Source organism: Chryseobacterium viscerum (assembly GCF_002899945.2).
GTDB lineage: Bacteria > Bacteroidota > Bacteroidia > Flavobacteriales > Weeksellaceae > Chryseobacterium > Chryseobacterium viscerum.
In genome coordinates, this window is sequence record NZ_PPEG02000007.1 from 55,339 (window position 1) to 78,297 (window position 22,959).

18 protein-coding genes and 3 tRNA genes are annotated in these 22,959 nt (G+C 36.9%); 11 read left to right on the forward strand and 10 right to left on the reverse strand.

Features of this window, described 5'->3' with window-relative positions:
- Positions 1–34 precede the first annotated feature (34 nt).
- The 3 genes from C1634_RS16780 to C1634_RS16790 all read left to right on the forward strand — a co-directional run bounded on the left by C1634_RS16780 (position 35) and on the right by C1634_RS16790 (position 321).
- Positions 35–108, forward strand: a tRNA-Asp gene (locus C1634_RS16780).
- Between the two features lie 33 nt (positions 109–141).
- Positions 142–215, forward strand: a tRNA-Asp gene (locus tag C1634_RS16785).
- Between the two features lie 32 nt (positions 216–247).
- A tRNA-Asp gene (locus C1634_RS16790) sits at positions 248–321 on the forward strand.
- Between the two features lie 183 nt (positions 322–504).
- On the opposite strand, the gene C1634_RS16795 is transcribed toward C1634_RS16790, so the two are convergent.
- Positions 505–5,124 carry a T9SS type A sorting domain-containing protein gene (locus C1634_RS16795; protein WP_165835345.1) on the reverse strand — a complete coding sequence of 1,540 codons (4,620 nt, stop codon included), beginning with the start codon at positions 5,122–5,124 and terminating at the stop codon, positions 505–507.
- Positions 5,125–5,760: 636 nt separating this feature from the next.
- On the opposite strand from C1634_RS16795, the gene C1634_RS16800 reads away from it, so the two are divergent.
- Positions 5,761–6,087, forward strand: a complete 327-nt coding sequence (locus tag C1634_RS16800; protein ID WP_228410095.1) for a winged helix-turn-helix transcriptional regulator — start codon at positions 5,761–5,763, stop codon at positions 6,085–6,087.
- A 78-nt stretch (positions 6,088–6,165) separates the two neighbouring features.
- Here C1634_RS16800 and C1634_RS16805 read toward each other — a convergent pair whose 3' ends face one another.
- The 3 genes from C1634_RS16805 to C1634_RS16815 form a co-directional block, all read right to left on the reverse strand.
- Positions 6,166–7,347 carry a phosphatidylinositol-specific phospholipase C domain-containing protein gene (locus C1634_RS16805; protein WP_103234853.1) on the reverse strand — a complete coding sequence of 394 codons (1,182 nt, stop codon included), beginning with the start codon at positions 7,345–7,347 and terminating at the stop codon, positions 6,166–6,168.
- 18 nt (positions 7,348–7,365) lie between these two features.
- Positions 7,366–10,212 (reverse strand): TonB-dependent receptor, encoded by a 2,847-nt coding sequence (locus tag C1634_RS16810; protein ID WP_109738790.1) that lies wholly within the window; start codon positions 10,210–10,212, stop codon positions 7,366–7,368.
- 135 nt (positions 10,213–10,347) lie between these two features.
- Positions 10,348–11,397: a helix-turn-helix domain-containing protein gene (locus tag C1634_RS16815; protein WP_103234855.1), complete on the reverse strand. Its 1,050-nt coding sequence runs from the start codon at positions 11,395–11,397 to the stop codon at positions 10,348–10,350.
- A 182-nt stretch (positions 11,398–11,579) separates the two neighbouring features.
- Here C1634_RS16815 and C1634_RS16820 point away from each other — a divergent pair, with 182 nt between their 5' ends.
- From C1634_RS16820 to C1634_RS16835, 4 genes are all read left to right on the forward strand, one after another.
- Positions 11,580–11,999, forward strand: coding sequence for a hypothetical protein (locus C1634_RS16820; RefSeq protein WP_103234856.1), 420 nt, complete (start codon positions 11,580–11,582; stop codon positions 11,997–11,999).
- Positions 12,000–12,012: 13 nt separating this feature from the next.
- Complete coding sequence (locus C1634_RS16825) at positions 12,013–12,300, forward strand: hypothetical protein (protein WP_123921493.1); 288 nt, start codon at positions 12,013–12,015, stop codon at positions 12,298–12,300.
- 10 nt (positions 12,301–12,310) lie between these two features.
- Entirely contained in the window at positions 12,311–13,147 is an 837-nt protein-coding gene (locus tag C1634_RS16830; RefSeq protein ID WP_109738791.1) for an XAC2610-related protein, read from the forward strand.
- A 200-nt stretch (positions 13,148–13,347) separates the two neighbouring features.
- Positions 13,348–14,376, forward strand: coding sequence for a L,D-transpeptidase (locus C1634_RS16835; RefSeq protein ID WP_103235418.1), 1,029 nt, complete (start codon positions 13,348–13,350; stop codon positions 14,374–14,376).
- On the opposite strand, the gene C1634_RS16840 is transcribed toward C1634_RS16835, so the two are convergent.
- The 3 genes from C1634_RS16840 to C1634_RS16850 all read right to left on the reverse strand — a co-directional run bounded on the left by C1634_RS16840 (position 14,369) and on the right by C1634_RS16850 (position 16,979).
- Positions 14,369–14,896: a hypothetical protein gene (locus tag C1634_RS16840; protein ID WP_103235417.1), complete on the reverse strand. Its 528-nt coding sequence runs from the start codon at positions 14,894–14,896 to the stop codon at positions 14,369–14,371. The genes C1634_RS16835 and C1634_RS16840 overlap by 8 nt on opposite strands.
- A gap of 4 nt (positions 14,897–14,900) precedes the next feature.
- Positions 14,901–16,220 (reverse strand): PDZ domain-containing protein, encoded by a 1,320-nt coding sequence (locus tag C1634_RS16845; protein ID WP_109738792.1) that lies wholly within the window; start codon positions 16,218–16,220, stop codon positions 14,901–14,903.
- Between the two features lie 120 nt (positions 16,221–16,340).
- Complete coding sequence (locus tag C1634_RS16850; RefSeq protein ID WP_103233539.1) at positions 16,341–16,979, reverse strand: alpha/beta hydrolase; 639 nt, start codon at positions 16,977–16,979, stop codon at positions 16,341–16,343.
- Positions 16,980–17,224: 245 nt separating this feature from the next.
- Between C1634_RS16850 and C1634_RS16855 the strand changes: the two genes are divergently transcribed.
- Positions 17,225–17,656 (forward strand): hypothetical protein, encoded by a 432-nt coding sequence (locus C1634_RS16855; RefSeq protein WP_228410096.1) that lies wholly within the window; start codon positions 17,225–17,227, stop codon positions 17,654–17,656.
- 261 nt (positions 17,657–17,917) lie between these two features.
- Here the strand turns inward: C1634_RS16855 and tyrS are convergent, their stop codons facing one another.
- On the reverse strand, positions 17,918–19,213 hold the full coding sequence (gene tyrS, locus C1634_RS16860) for a tyrosine--tRNA ligase (protein ID WP_103233541.1): 1,296 nt from the start codon (positions 19,211–19,213) through the stop codon (positions 17,918–17,920).
- A gap of 199 nt (positions 19,214–19,412) precedes the next feature.
- On the opposite strand from tyrS, the gene C1634_RS16865 reads away from it, so the two are divergent.
- Entirely contained in the window at positions 19,413–19,973 is a 561-nt protein-coding gene (locus C1634_RS16865; protein ID WP_103233542.1) for an RNA polymerase sigma factor, read from the forward strand.
- Positions 19,974–20,080: 107 nt separating this feature from the next.
- Here the strand turns inward: C1634_RS16865 and C1634_RS16870 are convergent, their stop codons facing one another.
- The gene (locus C1634_RS16870) at positions 20,081–20,713 is read right to left on the reverse strand and encodes a hypothetical protein (protein WP_109738793.1); all 633 of its coding nucleotides are present in this window, start codon (positions 20,711–20,713) and stop codon (positions 20,081–20,083) included.
- A 116-nt stretch (positions 20,714–20,829) separates the two neighbouring features.
- On the opposite strand from C1634_RS16870, the gene lipA reads away from it, so the two are divergent.
- Positions 20,830–21,696, forward strand: coding sequence for a lipoyl synthase (gene lipA, locus C1634_RS16875; protein WP_103233544.1), 867 nt, complete (start codon positions 20,830–20,832; stop codon positions 21,694–21,696).
- Between the two features lie 274 nt (positions 21,697–21,970).
- Here the strand turns inward: lipA and C1634_RS16880 are convergent, their stop codons facing one another.
- Complete coding sequence (locus C1634_RS16880) at positions 21,971–22,870, reverse strand: AraC family transcriptional regulator (RefSeq protein WP_109738794.1); 900 nt, start codon at positions 22,868–22,870, stop codon at positions 21,971–21,973.
- Positions 22,871–22,959 lie beyond the last annotated feature (89 nt).

The following is a 22,959-nucleotide window of genomic DNA, read 5'->3' on the forward strand; positions in this document are numbered from 1 at the left end:
CAAAAGTTTTCAATTTACTTTTAAAAAAAAATTAGATCCGGTAGTTCAGCTGGTTAGAATGCCGCCCTGTCACGGCGGAGGTCGCGGGTTCGAGTCCCGTCCGGATCGCAGAAGTTTTATCAATTTCTTTTTAAAAAAATTGATCCGGTAGTTCAGCTGGTTAGAATGCCGCCCTGTCACGGCGGAGGTCGCGGGTTCGAGTCCCGTCCGGATCGCAGAAGTTTTATCAATTTCTTTTAAAAAAATTGATCCGGTAGTTCAGCTGGTTAGAATGCCGCCCTGTCACGGCGGAGGTCGCGGGTTCGAGTCCCGTCCGGATCGCAAAAAGTCTTCTAGAAATAGGAGACTTTTTTTTTGTTTATAAGATTCTTGATAAAAGATGAAAGACTCTAGATTCACCTGATTATTACAGTGCTGAATATTTTGCAGTCTATCATCTGTTCAACATAAAAAAAGGCCGGAAGAAATTCCGGCCATCATTGGTATTAAGCAATGTTTTTATAATTACTTTTTAATAATTTTTACAATCGTTTCAGAGTTGTTAATTCTTACCAGATAAGCTCCGGTCAACAATGAAGTAACATCTGTCTGTTTATTGATAAACTTACCTTCTTTCATAAGCTGTCCAGACATGTTATAAATCTGATAATAGTAGTCCTTATCGTCTTTTGCTTCAATATATAAGATATCTTTTACAGGATTAGGATATAAAACAAGCTTATCATCTTTTACCTTTTCCTCGATAGCTACTTTACTGAAAGCAGTTCTGGCTTGAATTCCTGTATTGGGTGTTACAGGAATCCCTGGAAGTGGACCTCTAGGAATACCGTTATCCTCTTGTTTTACACATCTGCAGCTTAGAGATGCAAAAGGATCTATATCGGTATTTTTCACATTATTTCTACTATAAATGTCAAAATACATGTAAGTAGATCTTCCTGTCATTTCACCATTTAGATTCGCATACCATACTCCTCCTGATGCACCAACAGCGGTACTTAGGGCAGCTGCATACATTACACTTCTGCTGCCTCTGCTAACGGCTTTTGGATAATTCCCGATGTTATACAAACTGTTAGTAAATGAATAACCTACTGTTTTCCCCCAAAAACTTGGTGCAGTTACACTGTAGATAGGGGTTCCATAATAGCCAGCTTCTGTACCGTCAATAGTTCTAAGAGCTTCAGGATTACTTTTAAGACTCCATGGAGACGTTTTTGTTGTTCCTTTACCAAGAACCTCAGGAATTCTCCACCCATTAGGACAAGGGTCAAATACCGATTTTTTACCACCGATTCCCCATCTTTCGTCATATAAACTATGGTATTGAGTATCAAACAACCAGTCTGAAGCAAGAGTATAATGAGGGGTATTATCGCCACGATACGGATACGCACTAGCGGGCATCATTAGCTTTAATGGATTGGCAACTGAATATCCAAGAATTTTTTCTATTCTCACATCTATTTTATCAGTTGCAGTAATGCTGCTCTTATAGGTATTATAATTCACGATATTACTTGAATTATAATTCGCTTCTGTAAAGGCTGAATAGGTTACAACCCCGTTATTATTGGTTCCTAAGAATACATTGTATTTAGAACCGTTTATATTATTGAATATAGGCAGAGGGTCTTTTCTTCCCCATTGATAATGTAATCCCTGCGAACTGTTGAGCTGGTTTACCTGTGCAGGTACAGTTGGGTTATATGGGCTTGGCATAGCCTCCGCAGCTCCTAAGTTTCTATCCATGATGGTTGTTTTCATGATAGTTCCATATGGAGTATAGTTTACATAATTATCAGTTGTGATAGGAGTGTCATTTACGTGAGTAAAAGAATTGACAGAATTATTGGTTACCCAAATATGCCAGCTCCAATATACAGGATTACTGATGGAACCATTATGTAATGTAACTACAGCATTTCCAGACTGATTGGCATTCACTTTCACGTTGATATTAGCATCTTTGGAAGCTGTATTATCCAGTGTTAATTGTGTTACCAAAGCAGGGTTATCTGTCCAAAGTATATTCGCTTTTAAATCATTAAAGCTTGTCGTATTCAGAATCTGAGTATTCCCTAAATAATTACTTTGTACAGAAAAAGCTTTACTTACGGGTACTGAAATTACCTGATCAGCAGTAGATTTTGTAACCATATAAGTATTAGGGTTATCTAATCCTGTTTTATAGGTTTCAGTTTCAGTAAAGAAAGTCGTTTCAAAATTATAGTTATTTTTTACAAATAACGGGTCTTTGATACATCTGCATGCATTGGCATTATTGGTGGAATAATCATCAGAAGGTTTATAGCTATACAAACCATATACATTAGGATAATTAGCAGCATCTGGTCGATAGTTATTGAGGATCTGATCTGCAGCCGGAATTAATCTTAATGCACTGGCTACTGATGAATAATCTCCAAAAGTAGTCATCGTTGCAGTCCATAGATAGGTTTCAAGCTGGTCTGTAAAAGTTGCTTTAGTGTGATATCTGCCATCTGTAGCAGCTCCTCTTCCTATCCATCCTGTTCCAGGGAAGATACCGATATTGTTGCCTCCTACATTTGTCATATCAAAACCAGACTGAGGGTATATTTTTATACCGGCCAGATAAGGTTTCAAATTAGATAAACCTGGTGGAATATTAGATTGAACACCGTTCAAAGCTGACAATGGACTATTTACTTTAGCTCCGAAAGGACTAAAATCCATTCTTACATTTTTTGTTGATGAGGCTACCAATACAGAAGGTAATCTCCATCCGTTAGGACAAGGGTCATAAGAAGATTTATTTCTATAAGGCTGCGGAACTGAAATATCAGCTGCCTGCACTCCCTGGGAGTTATCTGACCATAAGTTAACTTTACTCAACTCATTGGTTTGTAATCCCGGCACCTGTCCAAACCAGTTGTAATAGTAAGGAAGACCACTTGCATTACCATATATGGAAGGTGTAACGGTATTATCATCATTTACATAAATTAAACTTAATGGATTTTTAACCGATGCTCTGATATTATCCGTTATGTTAGCTGCTGATTTATTGACAAACAGTCTCAGCTCATTGAAATTTTTATAATCATTAAAAGGGCTGTTGGTAAATCTCAATCTCGGTACTGCATCATCATAAATTACCTTTCCTATGCTTCCGGTTACCTGATAAAAACTGGCATCAGTATATGTTAACGAAGGAAAAGGATCTTTTCTTCCCCATTGGTATAAAAGTCCTCCGTTTTTGTGCCAGCCATTTCCATTAAGAGTACTTCCGATGGCACCAAGGTTTCTGTCCATCCATCCCCATTCAGAATTAGGGATAGTTTCTACAGTTCCGTCACTCAATTGTCTCTTTACATCATCATAGCTTTTGTAGGTAGAGCCATTTGTTGGGTCATCTGTTACCCAAACATGCCATGACCAGAAAACTTCTCCATTTACTTTATAAGCAATTACGGCATTTCCTTTTTTTACTTTGTTTACAGGAACTTTTATTTTTGCATTTTCACCTGAACCTATAATATCCAAAGTATAGCTTTCTTTAGACTTTATCAATCCCATGTTATCTTCCCACAATACATCAGCTGTTATGGTTCCGGAAGGCACGTCGATCCCCTTTATATAATTCCCATTGTGCCACATTTCATAGGCTTTTTTTACAGGAATATAAAGTCCGTCTACATTATTGCCATCGTTATCCTTACCCGTGAAAATATAACTGTTAGGAGCTTTAGTCCAGTCTGCTATTGTATTATCAGGCAGCGCTCCTGCATTAATTACAAAACAGTTGTTTGAACAATCAGGTGAATCAAATGCTGTTGAGTTTCCAAAAATACCAACGTATTTTATGAATTTTTTGATTTCAGCTTCTACTTCCGGAAGTGGTCTCATGGGTCCGTTCCAGTCAGCACGTACTTTTCTGTTTCTGATGGCTCCAATACCATATAAAGAAGCTTTAGGAGTGTTGCTCAGAAAGAAATTTTCAGATCCGGGACCTCTCTGTTTGTTATACAAAGGAGGGTAACCAAAATCATTCACTGTATTATAATTGCTTAATGCATTGACAGTGATATACTGTCCGGTAGATTTGTATACCCTGAAACCTGTTATTTTGCTTACAACAATAACTACGGGCTCTTGATCCGAAATAATTTCGGTCAGTTTCTCGTTGATGTAATTGTAAAGGTTGTAATACCTGTTAACTAAAGCATTAGGGTTTGTAAAATCCAAATATCCTCTACCCCAGGGCTCTCCGCCCTCCTCAGGAGGTAAAAACCAGTTACTGAAGTTAATAAAGAAGCCCGAACTTGAAAACTTACCTGCAAATACATAAACAGGATCATGATAAGAAAACTCAAAAGGGCTTGTGTCACTGCCCTGGTAGATAAATTTCTGTGAGCTGGCAATCGTACCGAGATTATCAGGATTTTCAATGTTGATGACAGGTGCATTAGGATTCGTGTTATCCAACGTACCGTTTGCATTGACTGATAAAACAATATCATCCAGTTTCTTCGTCAAATGCTGTGACTTCACCCTGTCTTTTACGCCGGAAACACTTCCGTTAGGATTAAACAATACAGTACCATTCTTTTTCGGGGTGAATAATATTGTATATTCATTTTCATCCAGTTCGCAGGCACTAGCTGAATAATCTCCCAACTTATAATGACTTACCGCTTTATTCCATGTTATACCGGTGAAATTATTGGTTTCAGAGCTTAACTCAACTTTCAAATTATAGGTACCGCTGCTCGCAGAGGCAGGCAATTCAAAAGTGGCATTAAGGTTTTCATTATACACATTGGCGGCATATAATGTTTTGCACCATGCACTGATCCATTCTCCCAGAGCATTCTGATATTTTACTGAAATCAAAACATCACTGGTAGTAACAGGTTTGCTGAGCTGGCCGCTCATGACAACCGCTCCTTTTTGATTGAGGTTTTGTGAAATTACAATCAGAGGGTCCAGATCAAAATTATAGGTCGTTATAGGAATGTAACTCCCCAGAATAATGGGGGCATTGCGAAAATGCCAATCCGTGTCGCCTCGTGGAGAAGCATAAACGGATGCCGCTGAGCATAATACAGCCCAGATTGATAAGAAAGTTTTTTTTCTCATACGCATGTTTTTTTAGGTTATTATTCGATTCTATTTAATGAATAGCTTGTATTCACATTTTACAGTTGAAGTGTCCCAATCATAGAAATGGGAAGAAATACAATACAGCAGATATACTTTTGTTAAACAATAACTATTTGTTTGTCAGTGTTTTAATTTTCATGAGAGGTCTTCAGAACTGAACACCCATTACGACTGCTCATTTTTTGTTGATGAAATCGAAATTACAAGATGAAAATTTGGATCATCATTGTAAGCTGCCACCAGAATGTAACTTTCCAATTAAGTATGTCTATTGTAAGGATACCAGTTCGTGTTGTTCTATGAAGAAAGAGTGGCTGATGTAATAGAAAATAGTACAGCCCAGATTGGGAATAAAGGTCTTTTTTTTCATGTTTGTGTTTTTAGGTATTAGTTTTTATAAAAATAATAGATAATCAACTTTTGCAATTATACCAACTTACAATCAGGACAATTATGAAGAAATATCATAAAATAAATATTATATTAATAAGAATTTTCTATTGATTTTTTTATGCTTTTTGCAATGTTTCTTATCAAATATGGGTGTAAAGTTGTATTAATTGGTTAATAACCATTATGTTTGCAAATATACGATATTAAAAAAAACACACAATGAGTCAAAAAAATATGACTAACCCAAACTCGATAGAGAGTGAGGAGATATGTCCTGCAAAAAAACTTTTGAAAGTGCTTTCGGGTAAGCTAAGACCAGAAATATTTAGTCTGGCAGCTAAATCAACTTTACGTTTTAGTACGCTGTTACGGGAAATAGAAGGTGCCAATAAACAATCATTATCCATTGCATTGAAAGAATTGGAGGAAATGGATTTACTGGAAAGGGTTGTCATCAAACAGAAACCTTTACACATAGAATATTATCTTACTCAAAAAGGAAAATTATTGATTCCTATTTTCCAGCAATTGGAGGGGCTGGCATAAAAAAAAATTAAGATACTTGCTTATAAAATAGAGCTATTAAAATCAAAAAGCCGGTTCTCAACAGAACCGGCTTACTATTTATTTACACGAAGAGTTTAAAGGATTATTAAGATAATCTTTCTGCTGAGGCGGCTGTACAAAGTAAGGTGTTCCATAGGTGTTTCCAGGACGGAAAAAATCGGTGGAAATAACCTGTGCACCACTGCTGAATGCTGCTTTTGCTCTCGTAAAATCATTGGTTTTAGCTTCATACGTTTCAATATCAGATCTGGTTCTGACCATAAAACCTTGTTTCACGAGATCCTGTATCTCTTTCTGCCTTACGATGGCATTGTCTCTTAGGATAAATCCGGCGAAAGAATCATCGGGCTCACTGTTCAGGAACATTATTCTCTCTTGTAATGAACCCTCTATCAGATAAGGATTGTTTTTAGAAGACAATGTTCCGGCACTACCGGGAAGCAGCATAAAAATAAATTTCCCTTTGCTGTCATTCAATTTGGGCCAGTTATTATGTGTTACTGCTTCTTTCAGTGTTTTGTAATTCCCCTGAACTTCTTTTGGGGTGATAATTTTATCTTTTCCAAGGTATTTTACAATCTCTCCGTCCAGGTCATCATATGCTTTTTTATCAAAAGGCAATACTTTCGTACTGTTTTCAAGAATCGGGAAACCTGAATCTTTTGCTTCGATCATCATAAAAACCGGAGTATGTCCGGGATGTTGATCAGACCATGTTTTAAGAGCTGTAAGCGCATCTTTTAAAGTAGGATAATGAGTTCTGAAATCGATATCTGCCATATGCAGGACTTTGAAACCTGGCTGATCCAGTCCTTTCGTATTAAAAGGTGCCAGATCAGTTACTCCTTTTGCTTTTAATATGTCATAGGTTGCAGGATGAGTGAACCTGCCGCCTTCCGGATCATAATAAACATCTATTTCCAGTCCTCGGAGATTGGCATTGAGCTGTTCTGTAAAGTCGGGATGATTGTAGTTCAGGCCTTCCTTCAGATCCATTCCGTATGGATGGTATTCTTTAAATTTGGCTTTCTGGTCTTCAGACATCATGCTGCTGTATTTCTGCATCATTCCGTTGATGATCGGGGTCACAAGATCCAGCACTTTAGGATCTGCCGGCTGGGCATATGAATTATGAGTTCCCACAATCTGCAGTTGATTGATCCTTACATTCTGGCATTTATCCTGTGCCTGTACCAGTGCTGTCATACACAATGCAGCTCCATATATATACTTTTTCATATGAATAAAAACGTTTGATTAAAAATTGAAGTTGAATCCCAGCTGTCCGCGTATTCCTGAGTAAGAAATATTTTCTACACGGTCTTTTGTTCCCATATAATAGCGGTTGGGCTCATTAAGAATATTGTTAAGCTCTATAAACAGGCGGACTTTCTTTGTAATGCTGTAAGAAGTAGAAAGATCCATGGTAAAGTTTTTATCAAAATACTGATAATGATCTGCCCCTGCTGCCGCTCTGATTTCACTTACATACTTTCCTTTATAATTCCCGGCAAGGCGCACCATCAATTTGCTGGTTTCATAAAAAAGGATCGTATTGAAAATATGCTTTGCCTGATTGGGAATGGTGGTAGTAATTGTTCCTGTCTGTTTGCCGTTTTCGTACACTGGCATATCCATTTTAGAAGAGATATAGGTATAGTTTCCTTCAAAACCGATGTTTTTCAAAAATCCCGGAAGATTTTCAAAACGTTTGGAGATTCCGAATTCAAACCCGAAGAGCTTAGCACCTTCCAGATTTTTTGGGGCTGTAAACGTATACGTTCTTCCTGCAAGATCTACCACCGATTGATCTTTGTAAATAAGATTCGTAATATCTTTATAGAATACTCCGGCTGTTATCAGATCCAGTTTTCCGAAGTAGTTCTCAAACATAAGGTCAAAATTGTTTGAAAATGTAGGATCAAGTTTGGTATTTCCCTGAGTAATGGTATTGGTAATATCATTCACAATGGTTCCGGGGTTAAGGTCGTTGAAATCCGGTCTTGCAAAAGAGCAGGTATAAGCAAGTCTCAGGATACGGTCACTGCTGATATTCCATTTCATATTGAACATCGGAAGCACTACATTGTAGGTTTTTGTATCCTTAATATCTTCTGTTTTATTGTCTTTATCAGAGACTACTTTTTTGCCCCAGAAAGTAACGTCATTATACTCATTTCTGAAACCTCCCAATACCTGAAGCTGGTCTGAAATTTTCCACGTTCCCATTAGGTAAGTGGCCCATACGTTTTCAGTACCTCTATAGGAACTTGTAATATTAGAATTGCTGTCTTTACTGCTCACCTGCATCAGCCCTAGACTGTTTTGTGTACCGGGATTGTACATCTGGTCGATCTGAGCGTTGGTAATCTGATCGATGATCACAGCATTATAAGGATTGTCCAAAGGATTCATGAAACCTCCTTTGTAGGGGAAACCTTCACGCTCAAGCTGGCTTAAATAGGTTACCGGAGATCCTGGAATTCCCAATGATGATTTAGGCATCCAAACCAATATGGAGCTGTCAACTATTTTATTCTTGTTGTTGTATTTTGTTCCGAATTTAATCTCAAAATTATCCGCTGCTTTGTATTTGATATCAACCTGTCCTCTAAGATCCGTTTCACTGTTATGATTCTGGCTTAGGATAATCTGATTCAATTTGAGTTTATCTGCCGCTATTGCCTGCTGATTATACGGAAGGGTATATCTTCCGGTATCACCAGTACCGTCCGGAGCATCTATTGCCATATATTTTCTTCCGTCAGCAGATAAATTTCCATAGGTCATAGGCTGTACGAAATTAATGATAGGATAGCCCCTTTGATCCTTTTCAAGATTATCCGGAGAATTGAACTTAAACTCAGAACGCGCTTTGGATAATGACCAACCCACCTGCATACGCTGTCCTACCTGATGATTACCACCCAGCTGCATAGAATACAGATCTGTAAGATAATCTGCATGACGGGCCTGCAGCATGACATTTTTACTGTCAAAATTAAAATAGGTCTCCCTTACCGACTGTCCATCTTTATATTGGCTGTATAGCGCTTTTGCATATAGCTTATTCCTGCTGTCTATCTCATAATCCAATCCCAAATTGAATCCCAGCGTTCTCCGGTTTGCGAGATAATCACGAAGCTGAAGCTGATTGATCGAATAAGAGGCTGTTTTATCTTTCAGTCCATAGTTGTAAATATTCCTCATCTGATCAATAGCGGTAGAGCGCTCCCAGATCACTGCTGAGGTAATGAATTTCAGCTTATCAGTAATTTTATTTCCGTAGACGATAGATGTGTTGTAACTGGGAGATTTTGACATATTAACGTATCCTGTAGCCATACTTACAGCCAAAGTCTCCTTATTGGGAGAGGTTTTCGTGATAAAATCCACATTTCCTCCAATGGCATCTCCATCAAGATCTGGAGTCAGGGCTTTGGACAAACGGACATTCTGAATAAGTTCTGAAGGAAAGATATCCATCTGAACTCCACGGTTGGCATTATCACCACTGGCACTCGGCATCCTGTTGCCATTCAGAGTAGAAGAGGTCCATTGTATAGGGGTTCCTCTTACGGCTACAAAACGTCCTTCACCCATATCTCTTTCAATAGATACACCCTGCATACGCTGTACAGCATCAGCAGCATTACGGTCCGGCAGTTTTCCGATGGCATCTGCAGAAAGTACTTCTGTGATTGTATTGGAGTTTTTCTTCATGGTAATTGCCCTGGCCTGTGATGCTTTATACATACTGGTAACGACTACCTCCTGAAGGTTGTTTTCTTTAAACTTAGCTCCAAATCTAATTAATCCAAGATCTACTTCCTTTCTATCCGTAATCGTAAAAGGAATATAAACATTGTCATATCCTTTGTATTCTACAACAAGCTTATAACTTCCGTCATAAACATTATTAAGAACAAAAGAACCATCGGTATCGGAAGTTACCTTCTGTCCGCTGTTTTCAATATAAACCAGGGCATTGGGAAGATTTCCCTGACTGTCCACTACAGTTCCGTGTATGGTGGTTTGAGCAAAGGCCAGAGGCCCAAGAAGAAAAAATGCTGCTCTTGTTAAAAAAAGTCTTTCTCGTGACATCCTTATAAAGTTTGGTGCAAAGATGTCAGCTCCTTCAAAAGTTTTGGTTCATTTAAATTTTATGCAACTGTATCTGTTGAGTTTGAAGTGAACTGTATTGAAAATCAGCAAGTTGCTAATATTAAATAATTGTAACTAATGAACAAGCTGAGAGGGAAGGCAGTCGAATTCCTTCTTAAAATATTTATAAAAAGTAGATTTGGATTTAAAACCACATTGAAACGCAAGATCCGTTACACTGGCGGAAGGATCTTCCGATAAGATCTGCTTAAAGTGTTGTATCCGGTTTCTGTTGGTATATTCGTGGAAATTGGAATGAAGATGTTTGTTAAAAGTGATGCTTAAATCCGCTTTGCTTATTTTCAGATGACCGGAGAGCTGATCCAATGTAAACTCCTCATCCAGATAGACATTGCTTTTCTGATAGAAAGAGGTGATGGCATTTTGTACAGCATCAAAATCTATTTTTGAAAGGTCTTTATATTGATATGTTTCTTTTGGAGTAGAAAAAAGAGCTGGAGTTTGCGGTTGCTGGAGTTTGTGCTGGTACGTTAAAATATAAACGTACAAAATCCACCCGAATTGGAAAAGAAATAGAAGGCTGTAGATCTTCTGATAGATCAAAGTATTCCAACCCAATTGGTAGACCGTCCAGAAAACTATAACCCCCATCAATACATAGCAAACCAGATAACGGAAATTACCGGCTACTGGATGGGTAATGTTTTTGTGGTATTTGGTCAGTAAGTAAATACATAAAACCAGACATGCAATCCAATAATACGTGTAATAAACGAAGTAGGATTTATAAGTTCTGATCGCCAGATCTGCCCAGGAAAGGTCGAGCATCTTTGCAGAAAGAGCAATGGCATGATGAATAACAACCAACGTTAACGGAGCAATCAGGTATTTGAGCTTGTCTCTCCACCTGGCATGAATCAAATACGTTGTAATATATAAGAAAATAAGTCCTTTAAAAACGCGGAGGCTTCCCGGAATTTCATACAGAACAGATTCGTAACCGAATTTTTGAATGATGAAATATTCATATCCCATATCCAGTGTGACCACTCCGATATACAATAGTAACATATTCAGTACAGATTCCCTGTTTTTGATAAGAGAAATGAGTAAAGTAAGGGTGATAAGTGCCTGTAGTACAACTACCATAATGATGTATAACATGATAACTGATATTTTGCCAAAATTATAGATAATATGGGCATAGCATCTTTAACAAATTATTAAATATCAGTTCAGAAAAATAGAGGAGTAATTAATATGTAAATTTTAATAAGTTTTTCCGGGATTTTCCGGTTTTGTATATTGAACGGATATTCCTATTTTAGCTAATAAGCACCAATCGAATGTCCAAAAGAAAATTTATTTTATTCTCAATACTTAAAACCTGGCTGATTTCTACAATAATCTCCATAGTGCTTTTGATTTTATTTTTAAATGCAACCAAAGAAGTAAGAGATGAGCCGAGGAATTGTGATATGAGCGGTCTTGCTTATGTTTTTATAGTTTTCTGGATATTACTCCTGAGCGTACCCTCTTTAAGCAGTCTGCTTTCTCTTTTAAAATTATTCCTTGGGAAAATTAAAACCCTATTGTGCTGGTTTCTGCTGCCCGCAATAGCTTCTGTTTTTTCCTTTTTTTCAATTACAGATGGAAAAGTAGATGGTGAAGAAATAGTGGTTTTCCTGATTATGAATCTGCCCTGGCTGACTTTTTGGATTTTTTACTATTACAGATTGAATACTCGTTTCAATATAACTGACTAATGATATGACTTCCATGAAAAAACAATTTCAAAACTGGACGCTTTTCTTTATTGCAGGAATCATTGCTATAATTGTAGGATTGATTACGTCTATTGTCCTCATTACAGGAAACTCTGCAGCCGATGGATTATTCGGAATGTACTTACTGTTCGGCTTAGTTCCGGTGTTGCTGGTGATTATCATAGATAGAATCCTCGTATGGAAGTTCGGGAATAAGAATGTCAATAAAGTTCAGTTTTCAATACTGCTTTTAATCGTGTTTTTATGGATTGTAAGATTTGTATTAAACCTGTTTATATAAATTGGTCGTTATGAAAAACCTTTTTTTATTCTGTATTATAATGGTTTCTGTGATGATCTCTGCACAGCCGTTTACCCTGAAATCAGTAGGAGAAGCGAAAGAGTTTACGCTTACTCTTTATTACGGATCAGAAGGGAAGGGAGCTTTCGTGCAATATTCAGGGAAGAAAGACATCATTCCTTTGCAGATAAAAAGCTTTAAAGTTGATAAAGACGGGAGAAGTGATGGACAGCCGGATATCTATTATTATATCTGGAATGAAATGATTGGTGGAAAGGTAAATGGAGTATACAGGTTTGAGATAATGAATCATACTGCTTCGAACATTAGCTATACAAGAGGAAAAGATAACAGAAAGTTTAAGCTTGAAATGGTTGAAGATGAGAAATATGATGGAAGTGACAAATATCTGCTTCACGGTGCTGTGCTTGCCTTTAATCATTTTTATAACAATCATTTCACCATTCATTATCCTGATGGTAAAAAAACAGCTATAGAGCTCCCGTCTCCGGATACCCCTTCATTTGCCAGACAGAGCACTGTAGCAGATTATAACTTTGACGGGTATGAGGATATTGCATTTTCTGTTCCTGATGAAGGAATGGGCGTTTACAGAATATTTGATATTTACCTGTATAATCCGGGAAGCAAACGCTTTGAAAAGCTTAAAGAGCCGGATTATTCACGTTCAAGTTGTTCCTGTCTCTGTGATGTGGCTGTAGAAAAAGAGAAGAAGCTTTTAACAACAGGATGCAGAGGGGGAGCAAGATGGCATCAGGATATCTACCGCTTTGGTAAAAAGGGAACTTTGGAATGGGTGGCCACCAAAAAACAGACGGAAGAATAATTTTACCTGTAAAAGTCCTGAAACCTCCTAGTGGCTGTAATATTTATAAAATCAATCACATACAACCTCTCAATTATAATGATAAAGCATCCGTTTTTTTACGGTATTTTTAAGAATGGCTTTTATGATTCAATTTTAGGTCTGATATTTGTACTGGGTAGCCAAACTAGATGGCCAATTTATTTATGAAAAACATATCTGTGAAAAAGTCCTTTATCTATGCATGTTTATGTGCTGTTTTCCTTGTTTCCTGTAAAAAAGAAATAGAGAAAATAAGCGATACTTTTAAAGATACAGTTTCTGCTTCGGAAACACCGGAGGCAGAAAAAGATTCTATAAAGAAAGATTCTGTTCCTGTAGTGAAGAAAGAATCTATTCCGCCTGCCATGCAGGAGAATGGCTTTTATAATGCATTTGTTCTTCCAAAAGATAAAAAGATGCGGGATTCTGTGTATGCAGAATTCAGCAAGAAATTCAGTGTGGGAGAGCGTACAGCTATTTTAGCTTTAAACAGACTCGATTCTAAAAGTAAATGGAATTCCGATACATTGGTAGTTCCTGCGAAAATAGATACCACATTAATGGCTTATTCACCATTTCCAATGCAATTGGATGTCCTAAGCGGGGTGAAAAAGTTTGTTATCTTCTCATATCCTATACAGGCTTTTGCAGTATATTCCAATGGAAGTCTTGTGAAATGGGGACCTACCAGTATGGGTAAAAAAGCGGCTCAGACAACAAGAGGACTTACTTTTGCGAACTGGAAAAAGCAATTGGCAATTTCTACCGTGAGCAGCGAATGGAAACTTCCTTATAATTTTAATATTCACAATATTGGAGGAATCGGATGGCATGAATATACCCTTCCGGGATATCCTGCGTCACACTCATGTCTGCGACTATTAAGGAAAGATGCCCAATGGCTGTATTCCTACGCAGATACCTGGATTCTGAATCCGGGGGGAGCGACTACCAAAGCCAAAGGTACGGCAGTAATGGTATTCGGGGATTATAATTGGGGCGGAAGAAAACCATGGCGAAAACTTTTGGAAGATCCGAATGCCAACAATATCTCCGTTGAAGAGCTTACGAAACTTCTGGAACCGGATGTTCCCAAAATGCTGAAAGAACAAAGCAACAGAGAAAAAGTAGCAGATTCTATCAAAGCTGCAAGAGCGATGGCGACACCAGTTCAGAATGAAAAACCTGTAGAATCACAATCTAATTAATTTTCTTTTCAAACTGCAGAGTAGATTCTTCAGCAAACCTTCTCAGCTTAATCATTTCATCTTTACCCTTATGCTGCCCGAATCTTGCAGCAATATAAGTAAGAAGAATAAAAAATAGCATCACAAAAGAAGCGCTCAGTGCCCAAGGGTATTCAGCGCTTTTTATTTGCTTTTCTACGTAATACATGGTGAAAAAGGTCATCCAGAGAATAGAAAAGGAAAAATAAAGGAACATGAAGAAGGTCCACACTGCAGAACTGGGACCAAATACTCCGCGTATTGCCGTATGCTCATCTTCCATTTCTATCCGTAAAGCAAGACGAGGCTTCCAGTAATTATCGTATTCTGTTTTCACCCAGATTGTTGCGACTTCCTTATTGATATTCCCGGAAAATTCATTTTTATGATCTTCCATATATTTTTTCAAACTTTCAGCATACTCTTCTTTTGTAAGATGAGTAAACATTTTAAATCTGGGTCTTGTTCTTATTCTGTCTAAGGTGCTTTCTTCAGTATTCATATTGTTATTCTTGATAAGGAATTGGGTCTTCCAGTGCGAAACTCAACGTCAGTTTTTGATTTTTTCTTTGAATAATCATGTTGATATTTCGGCCTTCATTAGATTTCATCAATTCTACTATTTTTTCCAGAGTCATATTTGAAGTTTGCTCACCATTGATGCTTAGAATCCTGTCATCCTTTTGCAGGCCTGCTACATCAGCGGGAGAATCTTTTCTTACTCCGGCAATGGAAAATATAGGTTTTAAACTGAACTTATACTGGAAAGAGTCTTTATAAACCTCCGTGGCTACCATGGTAGATTTTTGGGTCTCAATTTTCAACTTGTCTTCCTGCCATTCCAGCCCGTCCTGTTTGAAGTCCAGTCCGCTCATATTAAAATGAAAAGGATCGTCAAAATATTTGTTTTTCCTCAAATACAGCTTTTTGTTAGGGTAATCAAAAACTACGGTAAACCTCCGCATAATTTCACTTCCCACAGAACCCTTTCTGCTTTCCACCAATTTGACATGCTGAATAGAAAATTCATCCGGCATAGCGGTAAGGGGCTTTTCAAATTTAAAGCTTCCAAGATAGAAATTATGAATCCGGCTTCTTTTGCCATAGATATCTCCATTGAAACCACGCCCAAGAAAATCATCAATATTGGGTCTGTTGTAAACGAAATCTTTAATAAGAGTAGGAAAGAGCCAGATAGCATCACTGTTGCCGAGATCTATCAGCAGTTTTGAATCTTTCTTTTCATTCGTCATTTCTACACCGGCATACAGATAAGGTTTATCTTTTTCAATGGTCACTGGAAATTCTTCAAACCGTTTGATTTTCTTTTTGATAAGATCAGAGTTTTCATAGACCGTTATTTTCTTTGAGGCATAATCGATGTAAATAGGATGGTCTTTGAAAAAATGATATCCGATTACTCCATTTACGGGAATTCCTACGTGAGGAGAAATATTAAATTCTTCATCAATAATGATATAGAGAGACATGGAAGTATTGACAATTTCATTTCCTATTTTTCCCAAATTGCGGTCAGATTTTAAGCCATCGATGCTTAAGCTTCCTCCAAGACCGGAAAATTTAACTTTTTCAACACTGCTTAGTTTGAGTTCCTTATTTTCCAAACTGAAAAGAATGGTTTCTGATACTCCTGTGTCAAGCAGAAAGGTAAGCTCTGCACCGTTGACATTAATAGGAATAAAGATAAGGTTGTTGATAAGCTGAAAAGGAATAACCGCTTTTTTAGTATTAATCAACTCAAAAGAATTCTGGGCATTTACAAAAATGCTTAGAAATAATCCCAGTAAAAGCAATTTAAATTTCATTTACTGAATTTACTGAATTTATCTGTATAATAACAAAAAAACATTCCAAAAGCTGGAATGTTTATACAAACTACAATGAAGTAGTATTATTTGTTGAATTTATTTTAAATTGGAGTCTGCTTATTTGGAGAAAAATTCCATCAGATCCATATAATTCTTTTGATTGACACCATGTCCGCTCATATATTCTCTGAAAGTAAAATAACAGCTAAGGTCATAAAGAAGCTCTGCCGCTTTTCTTCCCCATTCAAGTGGGATCACAGCATCATCAGTACCATGAGAAATGAAGAAACGAAGTCCTTCCAGTTTCTTTTTATCTTTTACAATACCATCCAGAATTTTATCTTCAGGATAACTGCTTAGACAGGCAACATAATTGAAAAGTTCAGGATGTTTCAAAGCTAAAGCATAACACAGTATTCCTCCCTGGCTGAAGCCGCAAAGATGAGCCTTACTTTCCGTTAGTCCATAATGGTTGATGATCTTTAATATACTTTCCAGTGATGCATGCAAAGATTCCTTCGCCTGGGGAACATCAATAAAGTTTTCTGGATCGTTGAAGTTAATATCATACCAGGAGTATCCTTCAAACTGAGTATCACGCGGAGCTCTGAAACTTACAATGATCCAGTCATTAGGAAGAGTTTCCCTGAAACTGAAAAGATCCTGCTCATTACTGCCATAGCCATGAAGCATAAAAAGAATAGGGGTGCTGGGTGTAATCGTTTCCGGTTCTCTTACTAGATAATCTAAATTCATGCAGCAAATATACTTAAATTACCTTCAAAATTTTAACTTTTATTATTCATACAACGAACTTCATCAGTATAATGCTGTATGTTTAAGGATTGATTCTTTGAAGTGTATTTTTGAATTTTGTGAGTGCTTTTCCTTTTTATTGATTTGATATTATTTGCAATTTTTTGTTGGAAAATTTTCATAAAAGTTATTTTTATATTAATAAAAAACTTATATTTGAAACATTAAAAAATCTATTTGGAGAAATGAAGCAATTTTACAATTCAAAAAGTTTACTTAGACTTTCTTTTTTATTCGTTTTATTATTTTCTGTAATTACCGTTGTGAATTCTTGTAAAAAGGACGACGACGAGGAATTTAAGGATCATGTGGTTCAATTCGAAGTGAAGACAACTGCCGGAGGAAATATTATAAGTGTTGTAACACAGGTTGGTACAGCGCAAAATACTATATACAATACTCCGCTATCACCTGTAACTTCGCCTTGGACAAGTGGAGAATTCTTTGTGAATTCCAGCCAGGCACAGCTGAATCTTGATGCCAACGCGTCACTGCCGGATGATAACTCCGAATTGACTATCAATCTTTACATAGATGGAGAAGTAGCAAGAACTGTGAAGAAAAAAGGTAAAGGAGTACAGGTTGCTTCTATCGATTACAGTTTCTTAGAACCATAAATTATTTTAATATTTATATATAAAAACCGCTCTTGAAGCGGTTTTTTTTATTTTTCAATCGATATCTGCATAACACAGTTGATCAATTTTTTCAAATTTTTACAGTGGTTATTACAGTCGGAAAATTTAAAAACAGTTCTTCAGCAATTGAAGCTTTCTCAAATAAACCTTGAAGTTCTCTTCCTAGCCCAGTTGTATTGGGATAAAATGAAAAAAGACTGCACGAGACAGTCTTTTTATAATGATAAAATATTTTTAAACTTATTGAACCTTTACAATAAAGTAGCTTTTCTTACCTTTTTGCAGCAATAAAAACTTACCGTCGATAAGATCCGTTTCATTGGCTGTAAAAGTATCATTTACTTTTTGTTTGTTCACAGAGATTGAATTTCCTTTGATTTCTCTTTGTGCTTCGCTCTTAGATTTTAAGAACCCTGATTTTTCAGAAAGAAGATCAACAATATTTACTGCTAAAACATCCGTTCTTACAATTTCTTTTTGGGGAACTCCGTCAAAAACTTCAAGGAAAGTTTCCTCATCAAGGCTTACAAGATCTTCTGCTGTAGAACGTCCGAAAAGAATTTCAGAAGCTTTCAGTGCTTTTTCATATTCTTCTTTTCCGTGTACCCAAACTGTTACCTCTTCTGCAAGCTTCTTTTGTAGTTTTCTTTCGTGTGGCGCTGTTTTGTGCTCTGCAATCAATGCTTCAATTTCTTCTTTCCCTAAGAAAGTGTAGAACTTGATGAATCTTTCAGCATCATCATCAGTAGCATTCAGCCAGAACTGGTAGAATTTGTAAGGAGATGTTTTCTTTTTATCCAGCCAGTAGTTTTCCCCGCTTTCAGACTTTCCGAATTTGGAACCGTCAGCTTTTGTGATCAAAGGAACCGTTAATGCAAAAGCTTCACCCTGAGCTTTTCTACGGATCAATTCTGTTCCTGTAGTGATATTTCCCCACTGGTCAGAACCTCCCATCTGTAGCTTTACATTGTTATTTTGGTATAAGTGAAGAAAATCATATCCCTGAATTAACTGATAGGTAAATTCTGTAAAACTCATTCCGTCAACACCTGCGTCTCCGGAAAGTCTCTTCTTTACAGAATCTTTAGCCATCATATAATTGACAGTGATATTCTTCCCGACATTCTTCGCAAAATCAAGGAAAGAAATGTTCTTCATCCAGTCATAGTTGTTCACCAACTCAGCTTTGTTAGGCTCATTTCCATCAAAATTTAAGAATTTTGAAAGCTGGTTCTTTAAACAATCAACATAGTGTAGAAGAGTTTCCTCATCCAGAAGATTTCTTTCAGACGATTTCCCGGATGGATCTCCGATCATTCCTGTAGCACCTCCTACTAAAGCAATCGGTTTGTGCCCGTGCTGTTGGAAGTGAGCTAGAATCTTAATCTGGATAAGACTTCCGATATGTAAAGAATCGGCAGTAGGATCAAAACCAATATATGCAGTAGTTACCTCTTTATTCAGTTGTTCATCGGTTCCTGGCATCATATCGGCAAACAGACCACGCCATTTAAGTTCTTCTATAAAGGAATTCATTGATTTTTAACTTTAAAATTTTAAGTTGCAAAGATAGTAAATTCAGAAAGATTAAGGGTAAAAAAGCGAAAGGACGATAGGGCAGGAATGTAAAATAAGAATATCCTAAAAACTTTCCAGCCGGTCACTTTGAAAATAGAATGGCGGAACCTTTTTATCCCTTTGCTTTTTCACCCCAAATAATCTATATTTGTTATTAATGAACGACGAACAGCTATTCCTGCTCATACAGAAGGCCAAGGATAAAGACCAGAAGGCCCAGACTAAACTCATTAATGTTTTTTGGGTGGACGTTTTCTCTTTTGTGATGAAAAAGGTGAGAGATGAAAATGATGCCGATGAAATCACCGTGAATGTTTTTTCAAAAGTATTGTCGAAGCTGGATATGTTCGATCCTCATTTTCAGTTTAAAACCTGGGTACTTACCATTGCCCAGAATACAGTAATCGATTTCTGGAGAAAGAAGAACCGCGACAATGAAGATGCCGTTGAAAACTTAGATGAGGTTAAAAATCAATATGCAAAATCTCCTGAAGAACTTCTGATTTCTCAAGAAGAACAAAAGAAAATCATCAAAACCATAGAATCCCTGGATGCCAATTATCAGGACATCATCAAATTGAGATTTTTTGAAGAAAAAAGCATCAAAGAAATTGCTGAAGAGTTGGGAATCTCCGTTGCCAATACCAAAGTACGGGTAATGCGTGCAAAAAAAGTCTTAGCCGAACTCTTGAAGAATAACGAGTTTGATGATAATTAAACGCCAGATAAATCAATGGTATTCAATAGAAATGGGCTTTAGCCCGTTTACTGAAAATTCAAATTCAAAATTGGCTTCAGCCAAAACTTAAATTTCAAAGGCATTAATTAGTAATAAACCTCCTCCTTTGTTTTTGGAAGTATGATTTTTCGTTGCTTCTCCTGATTCCTGTTTTGAAGATTGATCTTTAATCCTTTCTGAATATAAGTTTCCTTTAAAGATTTTCCATACTCAGCTGTATTTTCTACTTCTTTTGTATAGTTCAGTTGTCCTGTAGAAAGATTAAAGTCTATATCTTTCCAGTAATCTCCGGGTCTTCCAGAAGAGGTGGAAGTTCCTATTAATTCAAAATGTCCGTTCTGAAATCTATACTTATCTGTAACATCCCATTTCCAGCTGCTTCCTCCGGCTTGGATAATGGTGAGGATCCCTTTTTCAATTCCAGTGCTTTGATAAGGATCACCCATCATACCTCCAGCACTGCTTTCCATAACTGCGTTTCTTGATTTTTCCAGGATAATCCATTTTCCGTTCACTTTTTTCAAAATTTGAATTTCACGGATTTTTCCCAGTTCACCCTCATCTTTTGTCGTGTATATCATTACTTTTTCAGGAATTTTATCCCCATCAAGATCTCCATCTAGCGTTTCGAGGATAGTAGAACCTGCTGGCTGAAATTGTTTTTGAGCCAGGCAGAATATTCCAGATGCTCCCAATAAAAGGCAGAATGTTTTTCTCATAATGATATTTTGAAGATCTAAATATACAAATGAAATTTTGAATTATTAGTTTCATCAATATTTCCGGTTGATGGTTTCCATTAAAAAATCCTTAACTTTGAACTTCAATTTTAGAAATGGAAAATTTAGTTCAAGACACTACCGTTCAAAAACCAAAATGGATCCGTGTAAAACTTCCTACCGGAAAGAATTACAGAGAGCTGAGAACTTTGGTTGATAAATATAAATTAAATACCATTTGCCAAAGCGGAAGCTGCCCAAACATGGGAGAATGCTGGGGTGAAGGTACAGCCACTTTCATGATTTTAGGAAATATCTGTACAAGAAGTTGTGGATTCTGTGGCGTAAAAACAGGAAAACCGCTGGATGTAAACTGGGATGAACCTGAAAAAGTAGCAAGATCAATCAAATTAATGAAGATCAAACATGCCGTTCTTACTTCTGTAGACCGTGATGATCTGAAAGATATGGGATCTATTCTTTGGGGAGAAACAGTAAATGCTGTAAGAAGAATTTCTCCGGGAACAACCATGGAAACTCTGATTCCGGATTTCCAGGGACTTACAAAACATCTAGACAGATTAGTAGACGTAGCTCCGGAAGTGATTTCTCATAACATGGAAACCGTAAAACGTTTGACAAGAGAAGTAAGAATCCAGGCTAAATATGAAAGAAGTCTTGAAGTTTTGAGATATCTGAAAGAAGCAGGACAGAGAAGAACAAAAACTGGAGTAATGCTGGGATTGGGTGAAACCAAAGATGAAGTTTTCCAAACCATCGAAGATATCAGAAACGCTAACGTAGATGTTATTACTATGGGACAATACTTACAGCCGACTAAAAAACATCTTCCTGTAAAAAAATTCATCACGCCAGAAGAGTTTGATGAGTTTGGAGATTTCGCAAGAAGTTTAGGGTTCAGACACGTTGAAAGTTCACCTCTTGTAAGAAGTTCTTACCACGCAGAAAAACATATTCATTAAAATACAGACCGTTCAGAAATGAACGGTTTTTTGTTTTTTTAGGGATTAGGTAGCAGGTTGCAGGGATTAGGTGTTAGGAATGAAGACCTCCAGTTGTCATGAATGCCGGCTATCATTCCCCTCTTTTGGAGGGGTGGCAAAAATTCAAAGAATTTTTGACGGGGTGGTTATAAAGTATTACAAGATACATTACACATCAATAGAAGTGGACTTCAGTCCGCTTATTATATAATTAAATAAGCGCTGCATATTTTGTACACACTACAAATTGATCCTATTTATTGCAAGCCGTTTCCTTAGTAATTACCCCAATCCGTCCATTGACTTCAATAGGTCTGAAATGTTTTTTCTTGAATTCGGAAGGAGTTTCTCCCGTATGCTGTTTGAATAATTTATTAAAATAAGAAAGGCTCTCAAAACCCACCTGAAAACAAACCTCTGTCACAGAATAATCTTTCAGCAGGAATATTTTAGCCTGATTGATCCTGTAATTATTTACAAAATCGGTGAAGGTCATATTGGTCTGCTTTTTAAAATAACGGCAGAAAGCAGGAGTACTCAGACTCACAACTTTTGCCACTTCATTCACATTAGGCTTTTGGTCATAGTTTTGGTGAATATAGTCGTAGATGGTTCCCATTCTGATTTTATCATTCAAAAACCATTTAATCCGGGTATCTTCTTTATTGAGTTCTTTTACTTCGGTTGAATCGGCGAGGATCTGTAGAATATCAATCAGTCCCATTAAAGATTCAAAGGAGTTTTTGTCTTTAATCACCTGAAGTTTTTCAACCACTGTATTTTTGGTTTCTCCTGAAAATGACAATCCAAGATAGGAACGTTCCAAAAGAGCTTTAATATTCTCAAATTCCGGAACAGGAAGAATAATATCCTGGAGAAAATTTTCCCGCATCTGCAGCACCAGCTGTTTACATTCGGTCTGAATACCATAATCAAAATTAAGATGAGGTACATTAGACCCAATCAATAAAAGATCACTGTCTGTAAAGCCGGAAATGTTTTTCCCAACGTGCCGGATTCCATTCACTGCTTCTACATATACCAGCTCAATTTCCGGATGATAATGCCAGAAAAAACAGTTTTTCAATGAAGGAGCAAATAGCTTGAATGATTTCCCCTTTTCAAATTCAATAATTTCTTTCTGGATTTTCATTTTGTTCTGATTTGATTGTTTCTGAATATAAAATTAAATAAAAAGGTTAATATGGAGCAAATTTTTATCATTCAAAGAGGTGTGAAATT